Genomic DNA, 16,783 nt, shown 5'->3' on the forward strand with positions numbered 1-16,783 from the left:
TATGCGCCTGGGCATAACACACGCTAAATACGACGTGATGTGGACCGAAGCAAAAGCCCCCTCGCTCGCCGAAATGGAAGCCATGGCGCATGAGGTGTTCGAGCGCCTTCCCAAGGGATTTCGTACCCTGTGCGAGGGCGTGATCATCCGCGTGGACGATTTTCCGACCGACGAGGTCCTGGACGAGATGCAGGCCGAGAGCGAGTTCGACCTGCTCGGCCTATTCCAGGGCGTCGGCCTGCCGCAGCAGAGCAACCAGGACATAGCCCGCCTTCCCAACATGATTTGGCTCTACCGCCGCCCGATCCTCGACTACTGGGCCGAGCATGAGGAAACGCTGGGCCATATCGTCCGCCACGTCCTGATCCACGAAATCGGACACCATTTCGGGCTGTCGGACGCCGATATGGAGGCGATCGAGGCCGCCGCAGACTAGGCCGGTTCTGCCAAAACAGGCGGCCTATGCGCAAATTGGCCTTTTGCCGGGGCCATATTCGCGATAAATCACCGGCCGTCCCACCTTTTCAACCGGGAAGTGCGATCGATGGAAAAGTTCACCACACTGGAAGGCGTCGCGGCGCCCTTGAAGATCATCAATGTCGACACCGACATGATCATTCCGAAGCAGTACCTGAAGACCATCAAGCGCACCGGCCTTGGCAAGGGCCTTTTCTCGGAGCAACGCTACAAGGACGACGGCAGCGAGAACCCGGACTTCGTCCTCAACCAGCCGGCCTATCGCAACGCCAAGGTGCTGGTCGCCGGCGACAATTTCGGCTGCGGCTCCAGCCGCGAGCACGCGCCGTGGGCGCTGCTCGACTTCGGCATCCGCTGCGTGATATCGACCTCATTCGGCGACATCTTTTACAACAACTGCTTCAAGAATGGCATTTTGCCGATCCGCGTCTCGCAGGAAGACCTCGACAAGCTGTTCGACGACGCCGAGCGCGGCGCCAACGCCACGCTGACCATCGATCTCGCCAACCAGGAGATCCGCGGCCCTGACGGCGGCAAGGTGAAGTTCGAGATCGATCCGTTCCGCAAGCACTGCCTGATGAACGGCCTCGACGACATCGGTCTCACCATGGAAAAGAAATCGTCAATCGACGATTACGAGGCCAAGCTTAAGAAAGAGCGCGCCTGGGCCTGATCGTGCTACGAGAGCCCCGACAAAAATCGGGGCTCTTTTGTTTAAGGAGGCGGCGCGAATGCGGCCTGACGTCGTCACCTTCTGGCACGGCCGCCTCGACGGGCTGCGACTGACCTGCCTCAGATCGCAGATTGCCGCAGGCCACAAGGTCACCGTCTACAGTTTCGATCCACTGCCCGGCCTGCCTGACGGCATCGGCAACGCCGAAGCCGAAGCGATCCTGCCGCATTCCTTTGCCGAGCGGCTGCGCCCGCCCGAGGCTGACGGAAGCTGGCGCGACTGGACCATTTTGCAGTTCAGCGATTTCTTCCGCATGCGGCTGATGGCAGAAAACACCGGACTGTGGCTCGACGCCGACGTGCTGCTGCTCAAACCGATCGAGATCGATCCGGCAAAACCCTATTTCGCCTGGGAGCGGCCACGCCAGCTCGGCAATTCGGTTTTGTATCTGCCGGCGAACCATCCGATCGTGCGGGCGTTCGAAGGCCTGATGGAGCAGGAGGATCTGACGCCGGACTGGCTGGCGCTGCGTCATCGTCTCACCTTCATGCTGCGCCGGTTACGTCGCCGATCGAGCCGTCTCTCCGACATCCGCGTCGCCATCTACGGCCCCGCCGCGCTCACCGCGCTGGCGCGCCGCGCGAACGAGTTGCAGCACGCGCTGCCCAAGCAGTCGTTCTACGCGGTGCACGCCGAGCCGAAGCTGTTCTTCGAGCCGACGGATTTTTCGGGCCTGCTCAACAATCCCGAGATCATCGGCCTGCACATCTCGCCAAAGGGCCGAGGCGGTGAAAAGCCGATCCCCGGCAGCCTTTACGCCTGGGCGGCGGAGAAGTTTGGCTCGCGATACCCTCCCCTGGAGGGGGAGGGTCGGCTCGCATGAGCGCAGCGAGTGCGAGACGGGGTGGGGTGATCTCTCCGCTCGGGCACTGTTGGATGTGGAGAGACCGTCACCCCACCCCGCCGCTCATTTCATGAGCGTCGACCCTCCCCCTCCAGGGGAGGGTAAGATCGGCGGCCTCTCGCGCCCCATTTTGATCCAGCGCAATGACGTGCGCTTCGGCCTCCCTCACGCTGGCCATTCCAGCCACCATGGGAGCCGTGCCATGACCGTTCAGGACAAGCCCTATCCCACCGTCAGCCGCATGGTCGATATCTTCGGCGAATGGCTGAAACACCGGCGCGAGCTGCGGGAAATGCGCGAGCTGGACGCCGCCAATTTCGGCCAGATCGCGAGCGATTTGCGGATGTCTTCCGCCGATCTGGAAGCGCTGGTCCGCCAGGGACCGCATGCCGCCGATGAATTGCCGAAAATGCTGACCGCGCTCGGCGTCGATCAGGCCGATCTGGCGCGTACCGAACCGCTTGTGCTGCGCGACATGGAGCGCGTCTGCTCCATGTGCATCCAGAAGCGCCGATGCGACCGCGATCTCGCCGCCGGCACCGCCGCTGCGCATTACCAGGAATATTGCGGCAACGCCGATACGATCGACGGCCTCGGCAAGCGGATCGACTCGTAGGCGCCCGGTTCCCTTCTCGCTTGTGAGAGAAGGGAGGATCAATGCCCCATGGCCGCGATTGCGTCTGCAATCGCGATCGTCCGCCGCGCCATGTCGGCATGCAGCCGTTCCACCATCCGCCCGTCGAGCTGGATGGCCCCGCGCGAGGCGTTTTCCGGTTTTTCGAAAGCAGCAATGATCTTGCGCGCCTGCTCGACCTCCTCGGCCGGCGGCGTGAAGATGGCGTTGCAGGCCTCGATGTGGCTCGGATGGATCAGCGTCTTGCCGTCGAAGCCGAGATCGCGGCCTTGCGCGCATTCGGTCGCAAAGCCGTCGATATTGCTGATGTCGCTATAGGGACCGTCGAGAATTTCCAGCCCGTGCGCGCGCGTCGCCAGGATGCAGTGCGTGATCATCGGAATCATCGTGGCGCGGCCCGGCTGCATGCGGATCCGCGTTTCCCGCGAAATGTCGTTCGGCCCGAACACGAATCCGGTAAGCCTGGTTTCAGAATCCCGCGATGCCGCGGCGAGCTTGTCGGCGTCCAGCACCGCGCGCGCGGTTTCGATCATGGCCCAGACCCGGATCGAGGTGGGCGCATTGATGTCGCTGAGGCGATTGGCGATCGCGTTGAGATCGTCGACGGTGGAGATCTTGGGAACCAGAATGCCGTCGGGCCGCGCCTTGCCGGCCATGGTGACGTCCTCGACCCACCAGGGCGTATCGAGGCTGTTGACCCGGATCAGCACCTCGCGCTTGCCGAACCCGCCCACCGCAATCGCTTTGGCGATCTGGTCGCGGGCCGTTGCCTTGGCGTCCGGCGCCACCGAATCCTCGAGGTCGAGGATGATTCCGTCGGCCGGCAGGTTGCGCGCCTTTTCCAGCGCCCGCGCGTTAGATCCCGGCATGAACAACAGGCTGCGGCGCGGACGGATCATGGGCTGGTTTCCTTGGATGACCTTGAGGCCTCCGCGATATCATCTCGCACGGCGGCCTGAAAGCCTTGTTCCCGTCATCGGCTTGTGGTTAGGCATGGCACCATGACCTCTTTCCCGCAACATCTGCTCGACGGTTATAGGTCCTTCACCTCGCAACGGCTGCCGACCGAACAGACGCGCTACCGGGAACTCTCCGAGCGCGGCCAGTCGCCCGCCGTGATGGTGATCGGCTGCTGCGATTCCCGCGTCTCACCGGAAGTGATTTTCGATGCCGGCCCCGGCGAGCTCTTCGTGGTGCGCAACGTCGCCAACCTGGTGCCGGTGTATCAGCCGGACGGCGGCGCCCATGGCGTCTCCGCGGCGCTGGAATATGCGATCAATGTGCTGCGCATCAAGCATATCGTCGTGCTCGGCCATGCCCAGTGCGGCGGCATTCGCGCCTTCATCGACAAGATCGACCCGCTGTCCCCGGGCGACTTCATCGGCCGCTGGATGGCGATGTTCATCAAGCCGGGCGAGGTCGTCGAACAGCGCGAGCGCGAGACGATGCAGGAGTTCACGATCAGGATCGAGAAAGCCGCGATCTTCCGCTCACTGGAAAATCTGATGACGTTCCCGTTCGTGCGCGCCCGCGTCGAGCGCGGCGAGATGGAATTGCACGGCGCCTATTTCGGCGTCGCCGAGGGTTCGCTGTTCGTGCTCGATCAGAAGGCGAAGGAGTTTCGCAGCGTGACAGACGCGGCGTAGTCGTAGGGTGGGCAAAGCGAAGCGTGCCCACCATCCCTCAACGCAATGAACAGGATCGGTGGGCACGGCGCCAAGGCGCCTTTGCCCACCCTACAAATCCTACGCCGCCTTCTTCTTCGCGGTGATCAGCTTGCGGTTGATCAAGGATTCGGCGATCTGCACCGCGTTCAGGGCTGCGCCCTTGCGCAGATTGTCGGAGACGCACCACAGTGCGAGGCCGTTCTCCACCGTCGCGTCCTCGCGGATGCGGCTGATATAGGTGGCGTCCTCGCCGGCCGCCTCGTAGGGCGTGACGTAGCCGCCGGGCTCGTGCTTGTCGATCACGAGGCAACCCGGCGCGTTGCGCAGGATGTTGCGCGCTTCATCGGCCGTGATCGGATTCTCGAATTCGATGTTGACGGCCTCCGAATGGCCGACGAACACCGGCACCCGCACGCAGGTGGCGGAAAGCTTGATCTTGGGATCAAGAATCTTCTTGGTCTCCGCCATCATCTTCCATTCTTCCTTGGTGTAGCCGTCCTCCATGAACACGTCGATCTCGGGGATGACGTTGAAGGCGATACGCTTGGGGAATTTCTTGTTGATCAGCTCGTCATTGGTGTAGACGGCCTTGGTCTGCGAGAACAGCTCGTCCATCGCGTCCTTGCCGGCGCCGGAGACCGATTGATAGGTCGCGACCACGACCCGCTTGATGATGGCCTTGTCATGCAGCGGCTTCAGCGCCACCACGAGCTGCGCGGTCGAGCAGTTCGGGTTGGCGATGATGTTCTTCTTGGCAAAGCCCGCGGCCGCATCGGCGTTCACTTCCGGCACAATCAGCGGCACATCCGGGTCCATCCGCCAGGCCGACGAATTGTCGATCACGACCGCACCAGCCGCGCCGATCCTGGGCGACCATTCCTTCGACACCGAGCCGCCTGCCGACATCAGGCAGATATCGACGTCGGAGAAGTCGTAGTGCTCGAGCGCTTTGACCTTCAGGGTGCGGTCGCCATAGGAAACTTCGACGCCGACGCTGCGGCGCGAGGCCAGCACCACGACCTCGTCGGCGGGGAACTTGCGCTCGTCGAGAATATTGAGCATTTCGCGCCCGACATTGCCGGTCGCACCGACGACAGCGACTTTGTAACCCATCGTTCACTCTCCGAGGAAAAATGCCGCCCTGCCGCGTCAAGCGGAAAGGGAGAAGGCAGCGCTTCTATGCGAGAAACGCCGATATGACAACGTTTGGCGGTTTGCGTTTGGGCGTTTGATGCATTCGTTTCCGGCCGGTTCGGCCGATTCCCATTATAGGACAACAATTCACCCGGCGCTGGTAAGCTTCGTGGACGAGGTCTGCGGCACGCTGGCACGGCTCTGCGCCTATCTGATGACGCTGGCGCTGATGGCCATTGGCGGTATCGCGCTATGGCAGCATTTGCCCGATATCACGGCGATGGAAACGGCGCCGAAGGCCTGGAGCCCGGCTGGGCGCATGGCACCGGCGTTCGCCGTAAGCCAGTTCATTTTTCCAGGCAAGATAGAGACTTACGAGGCTTTTCGGCATCCCGAGGGTGGTCGCAAGGACGTGTTCCGCTGGAGCGGGCTCGGCGGCACGCCGGTCGCCGAACTCGAAATCTATCGTCCGGGCGAAGAGATCGATCAGGTCGGCTCGGCCGCTGGCTACCTTGCCGCTAGGCTGGACCCGGCTGGGGTCCGCGAATTGGATGCGGCCGGAATCATCGACAGCAAATTCGGCGCCGTGACCCTGTTTCGCCGGATCGGTGGCTCGGAGGCCGCCCACGCCTGCCTCCGGTTTTTCAAGCACGTTGACGAGCCGAAATTCCGTCTCTCCGGCTGGTCCTGCCTGGGCGAGGATGTGCCGGCCCGCCGCGCCGAGATCGGCTGCATGCTGAACCGGCTGATCCTGCTGACAGCCGGCAATGATACCAAACTCGCCGAATTGTTCGCCCGGGCCGAGCTTCGGCGCAGCGATTGCGTATCAGGCGCGCCGCCGCTATCGGCCGATTGGGTGACGCGCGCCGATAACCCGCGGCTGCGCGGCGCTCTTTAATCCATCGTTCGCGCCGCTGGTTTTCGGCTGCCCCTTACAATTGTGGCAACAAGCGACCAAGACACTGGTTTTCATGAAACTTTTTCGCTTCACACCGCATTATTCGGCCGCGGTGTGGCGCAATTGACCTAGTGACGATGGTCCCGCCGAGGCTACAATGCGACCAGACAGATTTGGCGATCCGCCAGGCCCCGCGGGGGCAGCTAATGACGAGGATGCAATGACCCGAAAATTCCCTGCTGCGAGCAAGCTCGCGATGTTGCTTGCCGCGGCCGCCCTCGTCGCCATTGGTACGACCTCGGCCGACGCCCAGTCCAGGCAGCAATACGACCGCGACGGCCGCCCCTATTACGGCCCGAGCGGTCCCAACCGTTCCTACCAGCAGGGCCCGCGCACCCGCGTCTACGTCACCACCCGCTCCTGGCTCGATGCCGGCACCGAAGTGCTGCCGGGCGACCGCAAGTTCCAGGACTACGCCTTCCCGCCGGATCTGGGATATCCGTCGTTCGCGCGCGAGAACCTCAACCGGCCGATCGACCGCCAGCCGCTCAACCCGCCGTCGGATATGGGTGGCTATCCTCAGCGCTTCCCGCTGTATTGATTTAGATCGAATAACCACGCCGTCGCCCCTGCGAACGCAGGGGCCCATACGCCGCGGCTTCTCGATCCAGGAACGCCGGTCGACGGCTTTCGCTTCACGACCAACGGCTGTGGTTATGGGTCCCTGCGTTCGCAGGGACGACACCGAATTTGTTGCGCGCTTACGCGTGCAGCTTCTGCAATTCCTTCAAAATCGCTTCGCCCATCTGCGTGGTTGAGGCTGCCGTCGTGCCCTCGGACTTGATATCCGCCGTACGCAATCCACTCGCCAGCACCGCCGCGATCGCCGCGTCGACCTTGTCGGCCAGCGCGCCCATATCGAAGGAATAGCGCAGCGCCATCCCGAACGACGAAATCATCGCGATCGGATTGGCCAGCCCCTTGCCGGCAATATCGGGCGCCGAGCCGTGCACCGGCTCGAACAGCGAACGGCGCTTTTTGGTCTTGGCGTCGATCTCGCCGAGCGAGGCCGAGGGCAGCATGCCGAGCGATCCCGTGAGCATCGCCGCGATATCGGACAGCATGTCGCCGAACAGATTGTCGGTCACGATGACGTCGAATTGCTTTGGCGCCTTCACCAGCATCATGCCGCCGGAATCGGCGAGCTGATGCTCCAGCGTCACGTCGTTGTATTCGCGCGCGTGGACGGCCGTCATGACCTCGTTCCAGAGCACGCCCGACTTCATGACGTTGCGCTTTTCCATCGACGTCACCTTGTTGCGGCGCTTGCGCGCCAAATCGAAGGCGACCCGGCCGATGCGCTCGATCTCATAGGTGTCGTAGACCTGGGTATCGATGGCGCGCTTCTGACCGTTACCGAGATCGGTGATGGTTTTGGGCTCGCCGAAATAGACGCCGCCGGTCAGTTCGCGCACGATCATGATGTCGAGGCCTTCGACCGCCTCGCGCTTCAGGCTGGAGGCATCCGCGAGCGCCGGGTAGCAGACGGCGGGACGGAGATTGGCGAACAGGCCGAGATCCTTGCGCAGCCGCAGGAGACCTGCCTCGGGGCGCACCTCGTAGGGAACGCTGTCCCATTTGGGACCACCGACCGCGCCGAAGATAATGGCGTCCGCGGCCGTTGCCTTGGCCATGTCGCCTTCCGAGATCGACACCTTGTGCGCGTCATAGGCGGAGCCGCCGACCAGTCCCTGCTCGGTCTCGAATGACGCGATGCCTGCCGCGTTCAGCCAGTCGATCAGGCGCTGCACCTCCCCCATCACTTCGGGGCCGATACCATCGCCGGGGAGAAGCAGCAGTTTATGGGTCGCCATGGAAGATCCTTGCTATGTTCGTCATTCCGGGACGGCGCAGCGCGCCGGACCCGGAATCCCGAGATTGGATGCAACGCGATTCCCCGATGCGCAATTGCGCATCTGAGGTTCGCGGCTTTGCCGCGCCCGGAATGACGGGTCGGCGGGAGTGCTAGAGCGGCATTGCGCGATTGGCAAGACACCATTGCGGCCGCAGGGCCTGTGCATGCCCCTGGCGGCCTGCCACAATGCCGTTCCGCCGGAGCAAATCCTTGCACGCCCCCGACCGTCCCGCGAGTTACGCGCATCCCGCACGGCTGATCCTCATTCTGTCGCTGGCGCCGACCGTCGGTCTCGGCATCGGCCGCTTTGCCTATGCGCTGGTGCTGCCTGACATGCGCGACACCCTGGCCTGGAGCTATTCCGCGGCCGGTTTCATGAACACCGTCAATGCCGCCGGCTATCTCGCGGGCGCCCTGCTCGCCTCGCGGATGATCCGGCGTTTTGGGCTGGCCGCTTCGGTTCGATGGGGCACGCTGGCCTGCGTGTTGTCATTGGCGCTCTGCGCCACCACAGGCAATTTCTACGTCCTGAGTTTTGCGCGGCTTCTGGCGGGCGTCGGCGCCGCGGCCGGTTTCGTCGGCGGCGGCACGCTGGCGGCGACGATTGCGCAGTCGCGCCCCGAGCGGGCGAATTTTCTGCTCAGCCTGTTCTATGCCGGCCCCGGGATCGGCATCCTGGCGTCCGGACTGGTGGCGCCGTTCGTGCTAGAGGGCTTTGGGCCGGGCTCGTGGTGGATGGTCTGGTGGGCGATGACCGCGCTGGCTGTCGTCATGACGATCCCGGTCCTGCTCGCACCGTTTCATGCCGGTGCAGCGCTGACCGAAACGACGGCAGCCAAATTCGCCGTCGCGCCGGTCGTGATCTATCTCGCTGGCTACTTTCTGTTTGGCGCCGGCTACATCGCCTACATGACCTTCATGATCGCCTATATCCGCGACGCCGGTGGCGGTGCCGCGGCGCAGAGCGCGTTCTGGAGCCTGATCGGTGTCAGCGCTTTCATCACGCCCTGGGTATGGCGGCGCGTGCTGGCGCTCGACCGCGGCGGCCTCGCCACCACGATCATTCTCGGCGTCAACGCCATCGGCGCGGCGATGCCGATCTTTGGGCACTCGGTGTGGTTGCTCGCCGCATCGGCGCTGGTATTCGGCGTCGCGTTCTTCGCCGTGGTCGGCTCCACCACCGCCTTCGTCCGCTTCAACTACCCACCGCAAGCCTGGCCCACCGCAATTGCGGCGATGACGATTTCATTCGGCATCGGCCAGACGCTGGGCCCGATCGTGGTCGGCGCGATCACGGATGCGCTGGGCAGCCTGTCGTTTGCGCTGAATGTTTCCGCGGCGATGCTGGCGCTGGGCGCGATGCTCTCGGCTTTTCAGAGGAAGGTAGTGCGGAAACCCTCGACGTGATGCGTTCTCCATCGGCGGGTCGTCCCTGCGAGGGATGACGGGAGTGCAGCAGTTTGCGGCATAAAGTGGCGTCGCCTGATGGTAAGGTGTCAGCTCGGCAGCGGGAACTCGAGGAGGACCAACGTCGTGAAGCGGGAATTCGACCTCATCGTCTATGGCGCGACGGGTTACACCGGCCGGCTCATCGCCGAGTATCTGGCGACGTCCTATCGCGGCGACGATGCTCCGTCCTGGGCGATCGCGGGGCGCTCGACCGACAAACTCCAGAAGGTGCGTGTCGACATCGGCGCACCGGATGATTTGCCGTTGATCAAGGCGGATGCCGACGAGCCGGCCAGCCTGCGTTCGATGTGCGAGCGTGCCGCCGTGGTCATCACGACTGTCGGGCCCTATCAGCTCCACGGTCCCGGGCTGGTGGCGGCCTGCGCGGCCACGGGAACGGCCTATGTTGATCTCTGCGGCGAACCGGTTTGGATGCGGCGCATGATCGACGCCTATCACGAAGAGGCGAAACGAACCGGCGCGCGCATCGTCTTCTCCTGCGGCTTCGATTCCATCCCGTTCGACCTCGGCGTGCTCACGGTGCAGGAGAAGGCGCGCGAGAAATTCGGACGCCCGGCGCGGCGGGTCAAAGCCCGCCTGCGCAAGGTGAAAGGCGGCATGTCTGGCGGCACCGCGGCGAGCGCCCAGGCGACATTGGCCGCCGCCGCGCGCGACCCGGCCCTGATCGGGCTGCTGACCGACCCCTTCGCATTGACGCCGGGATTCACCGGGCCGTCTCAGCCGTCGGGACTCATCCCCGAATACGACCCGCACATGAACGCGTGGCTCGTGCCGTTCCCCATGGCGCCGGTCAACACCAAGAACGTGCACCGCACGAATTTCCTGTTGGGTCATCTCTACGGCAGGGATTTCGTCTACGACGAGATGATGGTCGCGCCGGGATTGGGGGAAATCGCCGGCGTGACGACGGAGACGTTCGCCACGGTGTTTTCCTTGTTCAGGACCGGCGGTCTCAAACCCGGCGCGGGCCCGTCCCGGGAAGAGCGCGAGAAGGGCTTCTACGACATCCTTTTCCTGGGCGAGCTGCCGGATGGCGGACGGGTCGAGACGGTCGTCAGGGGCGACCGCGATCCGGGCTACGGCTCGACCAGCAAGATGATCGCCGAGAGCGCTCTCTGCCTCGTGCGCGACGTGCAGGGCGAAGGCGGCGCCTGGACGCCGGGCGCGCTGATGGGTCCGGCGTTGCGCAAGCGTCTGGCGGAGCGCGCCGGCCTCACCTTCAGCGCGCGTTGAGGTAACGCGTGATCCAGTGCGGTTCCTTTCGCGCAGCCCCAACACCACCGCATCCTCTCGCCTTTGCGCGAGAGGATGCCTATGTTGCGGAGTACCTGCAGCGCCCCCAAAGCGACAATGGGAGGTATGCTCATGGACGCGCCGAGCAAGGAATTTGCGCTTGCGGGCAGCCTTGAGGAGCTGAAGCTCAAGGGGCGGCTCGTTGTGCGCGGTGACCATCGTCCGATCCTTGTCATCTACGACCGCGGGCGCGTCTTCGCCCTCGACAATCGGTGCCCGCATATGGGCTTCCCGCTCGAGCGCGGCAGCGTCGAGGATGGCATCCTGACCTGTCACTGGCACCACGCGCGCTTCGATCTCGAAAGCGGCTGCACCTTCGACCTGTGGGCGGACGACGTGCCGATCTGCCCGGTCGAGGTGCGCAATGGTGACGTCTGGGTGAAGACCACGTTCACACATGCCGATCTCGCCGCGCACTGGCGTCAGCGGCTTGCGAACGGCCTTGCCCACAATCTTGGCCTCGTCATTGCCAAGGCCACACATGGTCAGCTCGCGGCCGGCGTACCGCAGACCGAAATCGTACGGGAGGTGGCGCTGTTCGGGGCGCAAAATCGCGACGGCTGGGGCGTCGGTCTTACGATCCTTACGGCACTCGCCAATATCCTGCCTTTGCTGCCGGAGCAGGAAGCCTATCTCGCTCTATTCCACGGCGCACGCCGCGTGGCGGCGGACTGCGACGGCGAGGCGCCGCGGCGGGAACGCGCGCCGCTTGGAAGCCGGCCGGATCCGGCCGCACTCAAACGCTGGCTGCGGCGTTGGACAAACGTACGCCATCGCGAGGCGGCCGAGCGGACCCTGCTCACGGCGATTGCTGCCGGCTTCTCCCCGGCTGAACTCGCCGATGCCCTGTTCGCCGCCGAGACCGAGCGGGCGTTCGCCGACACCGGGCACTCGCTCGACTTCATCAACAAGGCATTCGAGTGCCTCGACCTGATCGGCTGGCAACACGCGGCGGCTCTGCTGCCGACTGTCGTCGGTCAGATGGTAGCGGCCCGTGGCGCCGAGGAATCGACTGCCTGGCGCCAGCCCGTTGACCTCGTTGCGTTATGTGAAGAATCAACCGGCGAGCTCGCGGACCTGCTCGCTGCCGGACGCGGCTCGCGTGACTGGTCGGGCCACGCCGCACTTGCTCAAGAGCTGCTCGGTGACGATCCGGCCAGAATCGTTGACGCGCTCAAGGGGGCGATCCGCGCCGGTGCCGCTCCTGCCGACCTTGGCCAATCCCTCGCCTACGCGGCAGCGCTCAGGGTGGCGCGCTTCGGCAATGCCAATGAGCACGCCGACTGGGAGACGGCGCATCACGTCTTCACCTACGCCAATGCAGTCCACCAGATGCTGATCCGCATCGGGACTGCCAACATCGACACTCACGTCACGGCGGTGCGCGGCGTATTGCACGGAGCGATGGCGCTCTACCTTGCTCGCTATCTCAATGTGCCGCCGGCGCGCATCCCGGGCGACAGCAGCGAGCAGCTCGATGAGCTGCCCGCGGATCCACAGACGATCAGCGCCGCCTTGCTCGATGCCTTCGACCGGCAGAGACAGGTCGATCTCGCCGCGAGCCTGGTGGCACGGCATCTCACGCTCGGCCATTCGCCGCAGGCGCTGATCGCCACGCTCGCGCATGCGGTGCTGCGAGAAGATGCAGGCTTCCATGCGTATCAGATGCTGGAGGCGGGAGTCCGGCAGTTCGTTGCGTGGGGCGACACGGACGAGGGCCGACACATCCTCATCGCGGTTGCCCGCGCATTCACCCACAGAACGCGCTTCACTCTACCTTGCTCGCTATCTCAATGTGCCGCCGGCGCGCATCCCGGGCGACAGCAGCGAGCAGCTCGATGAGCTGCCCGCGGATCCACAGACGATCAGCGCCGCCGCCGCCTTGCTCGATGCCTTCGACCGGCAGAGACAGGTCGATCTCGCCGCGAGCCTGGTGGCACGGCATCTCACGCTCGGCCATTCGCCGCAGGCGCTGATCGCCACGCTCGCGCATGCGGTGCTGCGAGAAGATGCAGGCTTCCATGCGTATCAGATGCTGGAGGCGGGAGTCCGGCAGTTCGTTGCGTGGGGCGACACGGACGAGGGCCGACACATCCTCATCGCGGTTGCCCGCTATCTGGCGGCGCATTCACCCACAGAACGCGCTTCACTGCAGACAGCCGATATCGCCCGCCGCTTGATGCGGGGTGGCGAGCTGCATCAAGAGGCTGGATCGTCCTGAGGTCGCGCGCTGAGGGCGAAGCGGCGAAGCAGTCCATGCCTCAGCAAGCGGAGAAGTGGATTGCTTCGCGGAAGTCTACCATCGGGCACGCATTCGCGCGACCCGGTGTCGCGCAATGACGCCGCGGCGACTAACTCCCACTGAACGAATTATACCCCTGGTCTTCCCAGAAGCCGCCTTTGTAGTCGTTGGTGACTTCCATCGAGATCACGTATTTCGGGTTCTTGAAGCCGAGCTTGGTCGGCACCCTGATCTTCATCGGGAAACCATAGGCGCGCGGCAGGATTTCGTCGCCGAATTTGAACGTCATCTGGGTCTGCGCATGCAGCGCGCTCGGCATGTCGAGCGGCGAATTGTAGCCGTCCTTGTCGGCGCACTGGAACCAGACATATTTCGCCCGTGTATCCGCGCCGACCAGTTTGAGGAAATCGCGCAACGGCGTACCGGTCCAGCTTCCGATCGCGCTCCAGCCTTCGACGCAGATATGGCGCGTCACCTGCTTGACCTGCGGCAGTTGATAGAGCTCGTCCAGCGTCCAGGACTTCTTGTTCTCGACGAGGCCGCTCACCTCAAGCTTCCAGGTCTTGCCGTCGACTTCGGGCGCCTCGTCGAGGTCGTAATAGGCGTTGAACGGGAACGGCTTTGTGATTGCGCTTTCCGGGAACGTCGGCGCCATCGCATTGGGATTGAACATCAATGCCTGCACGCCGTCATTGAATTTCGAGACCTGCTTCAGCATCTCCTCGGCCGAGAAACTGTCCGTCACGTCGCAGCCGGTCAGAAGCGTCAGCGCGCCGAGGCTCGCGCCGCCCGAGATGAAGCGCCGGCGCGTGAGATCCGGCACGGACTTGACGGCATCTCTGACGAGAAGCGTCTTGTCGACGCCGGGGATCAAAAGCTTGCGCATGCGGCCCATGGTCGTACTCCGTGATTATATCTTGCGCATGATCTTATCGGAAAACCGGTACCCACGTTGCGCTACGCGGCCGTGCCGGTCCGGATCATGCTCTAGCTAGCGGCCGATGATCATGGCGCGCAGGCTCTTCGGCACCAGGAGGGCGAGCGCGACATGAACCACCATGAAGGCGACAATCGCCGCCATGCAGAAGAAATGGACATAACGGGCGCCCTCGTAGCCGCCGAACAACGCCGCCAGGTATTGCAGTTGCACCGGCTTCCAGAGCGCCAGACCTGACAGCACGATGAGGATGCCGACGACGATGATGCCGGCGTAGAGCAGCTTCTGCACATAATTGTATCGGCTAAGGTCGTCGTGCGACAGCTTGCCGGTCAGCGCAGCTTTCGTATCTGAAATCACGCCCTCCGGCGTGATCGGCAGCAGCTTCTTGCGGAAGCGGCCGGTAACAAAGCCCATCACCAGGTAGATCAGCCCGTTGACCATCAACAGCCACATCGCGGCGAAATGCCAGAGCAGCGCTCCGGCGAGCCAGCCGCCCAGCGTGATCGAACGGGGGAACGTAAAGCCGAACAGCGGCGAGGCGTTATAGATCTGCCATCCCGACATGATCATCAGGACCATCGCAAACGCGTTGGTCCAATGCAGCGCCCGCACCCAGGCCGGCTGAATGACTTTTGCCTTGGTTGACGCGGCGTGTTGGTCGCTGACTGTTACGGCCGACATGGCTCATCCCCGCTTGCAATTCGTTATCGAATATACGCCCGGAACCGGGTTTCGTTACTGCCATGATTCTATCAGAACGATGCATGGCGCGTATCGACCTTCACGAAAAAGCGAGCCGGGTTGCCCCGGCCCGCCAATCCCACACGCCCCTGTTGGGACCAGTCAGGGGCGCGCGGGGAGCTCAGGACGCCGGCATCAGCACGGTGTCGACCACATGGATCACGCCGTTCGACTGATTGACGTTCGAGATCGTGACCATGGAGGTTCCGCCCTTCGCGTCGACGATCCAGACCTTGCCCTCCTGGAGCTTAACCGAGAGCTGTTCGCCTTCGGCGGTCTTGAGCTTCATGCCATCCTTCAGGTCGGACGCGGCGAGCTTGCCCGGCACGACGTGGTAGGTGAGGATCTTGGTCAGCGTCGCCTTGTTCTCCGGCTTCACCAGCGTCTCGACTGTGCCGGCCGGCAGCTTGCCGAAGGCCGTGTTGGTCGGCGCGAACACCGTGAACGGGCCCTTGCCTTCGAGGGTCGCGACCAAGCCGGCGGCCTTCACCGCGGCAACCAGCGTGGTGTGGTCCTTCGAATTGACGGCGTTCTGGATGATGTTCTTGGATGGGAACATCGCCGCACCTCCGACCATCACGGTCTTTTCTTCTGCGCTAACTGGCGCGGTGATGGTGGCGGTGAAAGCCAGCGCGCTGAACACGGCGGCGGACAGAAGTGCAATACGTTTCGACATGAATCTTCTCCCGAGGATTGCTGTGGCCGGCGGGTCATCCGCCGGTGCTGAAAACAACGACGCTGGTCGATGGACCGGTTGATTTCGTCGTCGTTGGCCCGAGCTACGGGAGGTTTTTGGGCCGGTTTCGGGGAATAATTTATCGTGATGCTTGAAACTTTCGCGGGCGTCGTCCGTGTGGCGGTCGGGCGCGGGCTGGATGGAGCGGCGCGCAATCCTTGCCGCCCGTCATTGCGAGGAGCGTTAGCGACGAAGCAATCCATATCTCCCCTTGCGGCGCGCTGGATTGCTTCGCTGCGCTCGCAATGACGGGGCAGCAGCGGCGCCGAATTCAATCCCTATTCGCCGGCGTCTGGATGAAGCCGCGATTATGCGTCGGGCTGATCAGTATCTCGTTGACGCAGACCCGCGGCGGCAGGCTCGCGACGAAGGCGATGGTGCGGCCGCAATCCTCCGGCTGCAGCATTTTGGCTTGCTCTTCATCCGAGGGCACCACCGGACGCAGCTTCAGGATCGGGGTCGCGACCTCGCCCGGCGACAGGCAGCAGGCGCGCAAGCCATTGACGCATTCGTCCATGTTGAAGGAATGGGTCAGCGCCAGCACCGCATGTTTTGTCGTGGTGTAGGCCGGTCCCGGCATCTTCGACACGTGACGGCCGGCCCAGGACGCGACGTTGATGATGCAGCCGTCCTTCTGTTTGCGCATCGCCGGCAGCACCGCGCGCATGCAGTAGAGCACGCCGTTGAGGTTGATATCGACGACCTTGTCCCAGCCCTCCAGTTCCATGTCGGCCCAGCTTCGCTTCGGCACGTTGATGCCGGCACTGTTGACCAAGAGGTCGATCCGGCCGTGTCGACTGAGGATCTGCTCCGCTACCTTGTCGACATCGGCCTTGTTGCTGACATCGAGCGCGATCGCCTCGGCCTTGCCGCCCTTTTGGGTGATATTGGCCACGACCTTGTCGAGGGCATCTTTCCGCCGCCCCGAGACCACAACCGTCCAGCCATCGGCTGCCAGCGCCTCGGCGCCGGCCTCGCCGATCCCGCTGCCGCCGCCCGTCACCCAGGCCACGCGTTTCCCGCTATTTGTTGTCATGCAAACTGTCTCCGTTGCTTTTT

18 protein-coding genes are annotated in these 16,783 nt (G+C 63.7%); 11 read left to right on the forward strand and 7 right to left on the reverse strand.

What is annotated here, in order from left to right; all coding sequences use genetic code 11:
* Nucleotides 1–37 precede the first annotated feature (37 nt).
* From V1277_RS13435 to V1277_RS13450, 4 genes are all read left to right on the forward strand, one after another.
* Nucleotides 38–436, forward strand: a complete 399-nt coding sequence (locus V1277_RS13435; RefSeq protein ID WP_334420370.1) for a metallopeptidase family protein — start codon at nucleotides 38–40, stop codon at nucleotides 434–436.
* Between the two features lie 108 nt (nucleotides 437–544).
* On the forward strand, nucleotides 545–1,150 hold the full coding sequence (leuD, locus tag V1277_RS13440; protein ID WP_065744777.1) for a 3-isopropylmalate dehydratase small subunit: 606 nt from the start codon (nucleotides 545–547) through the stop codon (nucleotides 1,148–1,150).
* Between the two features lie 58 nt (nucleotides 1,151–1,208).
* Nucleotides 1,209–2,033: a hypothetical protein gene (locus tag V1277_RS13445; RefSeq protein ID WP_334416548.1), complete on the forward strand. Its 825-nt coding sequence runs from the start codon at nucleotides 1,209–1,211 to the stop codon at nucleotides 2,031–2,033.
* Between the two features lie 223 nt (nucleotides 2,034–2,256).
* On the forward strand, nucleotides 2,257–2,670 hold the full coding sequence (locus V1277_RS13450; protein ID WP_334371892.1) for a DUF6455 family protein: 414 nt from the start codon (nucleotides 2,257–2,259) through the stop codon (nucleotides 2,668–2,670).
* 38 nt (nucleotides 2,671–2,708) lie between these two features.
* On the opposite strand, the gene V1277_RS13455 is transcribed toward V1277_RS13450, so the two are convergent.
* Nucleotides 2,709–3,587 (reverse strand): HpcH/HpaI aldolase/citrate lyase family protein, encoded by an 879-nt coding sequence (locus V1277_RS13455; RefSeq protein ID WP_334416549.1) that lies wholly within the window; start codon nucleotides 3,585–3,587, stop codon nucleotides 2,709–2,711.
* 102 nt (nucleotides 3,588–3,689) lie between these two features.
* On the opposite strand from V1277_RS13455, the gene V1277_RS13460 reads away from it, so the two are divergent.
* Nucleotides 3,690–4,334: a carbonic anhydrase gene (locus V1277_RS13460; RefSeq protein WP_334416550.1), complete on the forward strand. Its 645-nt coding sequence runs from the start codon at nucleotides 3,690–3,692 to the stop codon at nucleotides 4,332–4,334.
* Between the two features lie 99 nt (nucleotides 4,335–4,433).
* Here V1277_RS13460 and V1277_RS13465 read toward each other — a convergent pair whose 3' ends face one another.
* Nucleotides 4,434–5,468, reverse strand: coding sequence for an aspartate-semialdehyde dehydrogenase (locus V1277_RS13465; protein WP_334416551.1), 1,035 nt, complete (start codon nucleotides 5,466–5,468; stop codon nucleotides 4,434–4,436).
* A 190-nt stretch (nucleotides 5,469–5,658) separates the two neighbouring features.
* On the opposite strand from V1277_RS13465, the gene V1277_RS13470 reads away from it, so the two are divergent.
* Both V1277_RS13470 and V1277_RS13475 read left to right on the forward strand, forming a co-directional pair.
* Nucleotides 5,659–6,387 carry a hypothetical protein gene (locus V1277_RS13470; RefSeq protein WP_334416553.1) on the forward strand — a complete coding sequence of 243 codons (729 nt, stop codon included), beginning with the start codon at nucleotides 5,659–5,661 and terminating at the stop codon, nucleotides 6,385–6,387.
* 220 nt (nucleotides 6,388–6,607) lie between these two features.
* Nucleotides 6,608–6,988 (forward strand): hypothetical protein, encoded by a 381-nt coding sequence (locus V1277_RS13475; RefSeq protein WP_334416554.1) that lies wholly within the window; start codon nucleotides 6,608–6,610, stop codon nucleotides 6,986–6,988.
* A 160-nt stretch (nucleotides 6,989–7,148) separates the two neighbouring features.
* Here V1277_RS13475 and leuB read toward each other — a convergent pair whose 3' ends face one another.
* Complete coding sequence (gene leuB, locus V1277_RS13480) at nucleotides 7,149–8,261, reverse strand: 3-isopropylmalate dehydrogenase (protein ID WP_334416555.1); 1,113 nt, start codon at nucleotides 8,259–8,261, stop codon at nucleotides 7,149–7,151.
* A gap of 251 nt (nucleotides 8,262–8,512) precedes the next feature.
* Between leuB and V1277_RS13485 the strand changes: the two genes are divergently transcribed.
* From V1277_RS13485 to V1277_RS13500, 4 genes are all read left to right on the forward strand, one after another.
* Nucleotides 8,513–9,709 carry a YbfB/YjiJ family MFS transporter gene (locus V1277_RS13485; RefSeq protein ID WP_334416556.1) on the forward strand — a complete coding sequence of 399 codons (1,197 nt, stop codon included), beginning with the start codon at nucleotides 8,513–8,515 and terminating at the stop codon, nucleotides 9,707–9,709.
* Nucleotides 9,710–9,835: 126 nt separating this feature from the next.
* Nucleotides 9,836–11,005, forward strand: coding sequence for a saccharopine dehydrogenase family protein (locus V1277_RS13490; protein WP_334416557.1), 1,170 nt, complete (start codon nucleotides 9,836–9,838; stop codon nucleotides 11,003–11,005).
* A 132-nt stretch (nucleotides 11,006–11,137) separates the two neighbouring features.
* Nucleotides 11,138–12,907, forward strand: coding sequence for a Rieske (2Fe-2S) protein (locus tag V1277_RS13495; protein WP_334416558.1), 1,770 nt, complete (start codon nucleotides 11,138–11,140; stop codon nucleotides 12,905–12,907).
* On the forward strand, nucleotides 12,861–13,286 hold the full coding sequence (locus V1277_RS13500) for a hypothetical protein (RefSeq protein WP_334416559.1): 426 nt from the start codon (nucleotides 12,861–12,863) through the stop codon (nucleotides 13,284–13,286). The genes V1277_RS13495 and V1277_RS13500 overlap by 47 nt, the downstream gene beginning before the upstream one ends.
* A 130-nt stretch (nucleotides 13,287–13,416) precedes the next feature.
* Here V1277_RS13500 and V1277_RS13505 read toward each other — a convergent pair whose 3' ends face one another.
* From V1277_RS13505 to V1277_RS13520, 4 genes are all read right to left on the reverse strand, one after another.
* On the reverse strand, nucleotides 13,417–14,202 hold the full coding sequence (locus V1277_RS13505) for a molybdopterin-dependent oxidoreductase (protein WP_334416560.1): 786 nt from the start codon (nucleotides 14,200–14,202) through the stop codon (nucleotides 13,417–13,419).
* 96 nt (nucleotides 14,203–14,298) lie between these two features.
* Nucleotides 14,299–14,928, reverse strand: a complete 630-nt coding sequence (locus V1277_RS13510; RefSeq protein WP_334416561.1) for a cytochrome b/b6 domain-containing protein — start codon at nucleotides 14,926–14,928, stop codon at nucleotides 14,299–14,301.
* A 181-nt stretch (nucleotides 14,929–15,109) separates the two neighbouring features.
* On the reverse strand, nucleotides 15,110–15,664 hold the full coding sequence (locus tag V1277_RS13515) for a fasciclin domain-containing protein (protein ID WP_334371873.1): 555 nt from the start codon (nucleotides 15,662–15,664) through the stop codon (nucleotides 15,110–15,112).
* 331 nt (nucleotides 15,665–15,995) lie between these two features.
* Nucleotides 15,996–16,760, reverse strand: a complete 765-nt coding sequence (locus V1277_RS13520) for an SDR family oxidoreductase (RefSeq protein WP_334416562.1) — start codon at nucleotides 16,758–16,760, stop codon at nucleotides 15,996–15,998.
* Nucleotides 16,761–16,783: the final 23 nt, after the last annotated feature.

The organism is Bradyrhizobium sp. AZCC 1588 (genome assembly GCF_036924735.1).
Classification (GTDB): Bacteria; Pseudomonadota; Alphaproteobacteria; order Rhizobiales; family Xanthobacteraceae; genus Bradyrhizobium.

What these genes read in the sequence shown, in the direction of transcription:
- V1277_RS13435 (WP_334420370.1), top strand. Translation starts at nt 38, where the DNA reads ATGTGGACCGAAGCAAAAGCCCCCTCGCTCGCCGAAATGGAAGCCATG.
- leuD (WP_065744777.1), top strand. Translation starts at nt 545, where the DNA reads ATGGAAAAGTTCACCACACTGGAAGGCGTCGCGGCGCCCTTGAAGATC.
- V1277_RS13445 (WP_334416548.1), top strand. Translation starts at nt 1,209, where the DNA reads ATGCGGCCTGACGTCGTCACCTTCTGGCACGGCCGCCTCGACGGGCTG.
- V1277_RS13450 (WP_334371892.1), top strand. Translation starts at nt 2,257, where the DNA reads ATGACCGTTCAGGACAAGCCCTATCCCACCGTCAGCCGCATGGTCGAT.
- V1277_RS13455 (WP_334416549.1), bottom strand. Translation starts at nt 3,587, where the DNA reads ATGATCCGTCCGCGCCGCAGCCTGTTGTTCATGCCGGGATCTAACGCG.
- V1277_RS13460 (WP_334416550.1), top strand. Translation starts at nt 3,690, where the DNA reads ATGACCTCTTTCCCGCAACATCTGCTCGACGGTTATAGGTCCTTCACC.
- V1277_RS13465 (WP_334416551.1), bottom strand. Translation starts at nt 5,468, where the DNA reads ATGGGTTACAAAGTCGCTGTCGTCGGTGCGACCGGCAATGTCGGGCGC.
- V1277_RS13475 (WP_334416554.1), top strand. Translation starts at nt 6,608, where the DNA reads ATGACCCGAAAATTCCCTGCTGCGAGCAAGCTCGCGATGTTGCTTGCC.
- leuB (WP_334416555.1), bottom strand. Translation starts at nt 8,261, where the DNA reads ATGGCGACCCATAAACTGCTGCTTCTCCCCGGCGATGGTATCGGCCCC.
- V1277_RS13495 (WP_334416558.1), top strand. Translation starts at nt 11,138, where the DNA reads ATGGACGCGCCGAGCAAGGAATTTGCGCTTGCGGGCAGCCTTGAGGAG.
- V1277_RS13505 (WP_334416560.1), bottom strand. Translation starts at nt 14,202, where the DNA reads ATGGGCCGCATGCGCAAGCTTTTGATCCCCGGCGTCGACAAGACGCTT.
- V1277_RS13510 (WP_334416561.1), bottom strand. Translation starts at nt 14,928, where the DNA reads ATGTCGGCCGTAACAGTCAGCGACCAACACGCCGCGTCAACCAAGGCA.
- V1277_RS13515 (WP_334371873.1), bottom strand. Translation starts at nt 15,664, where the DNA reads ATGTCGAAACGTATTGCACTTCTGTCCGCCGCCGTGTTCAGCGCGCTG.
- V1277_RS13520 (WP_334416562.1), bottom strand. Translation starts at nt 16,760, where the DNA reads ATGACAACAAATAGCGGGAAACGCGTGGCCTGGGTGACGGGCGGCGGC.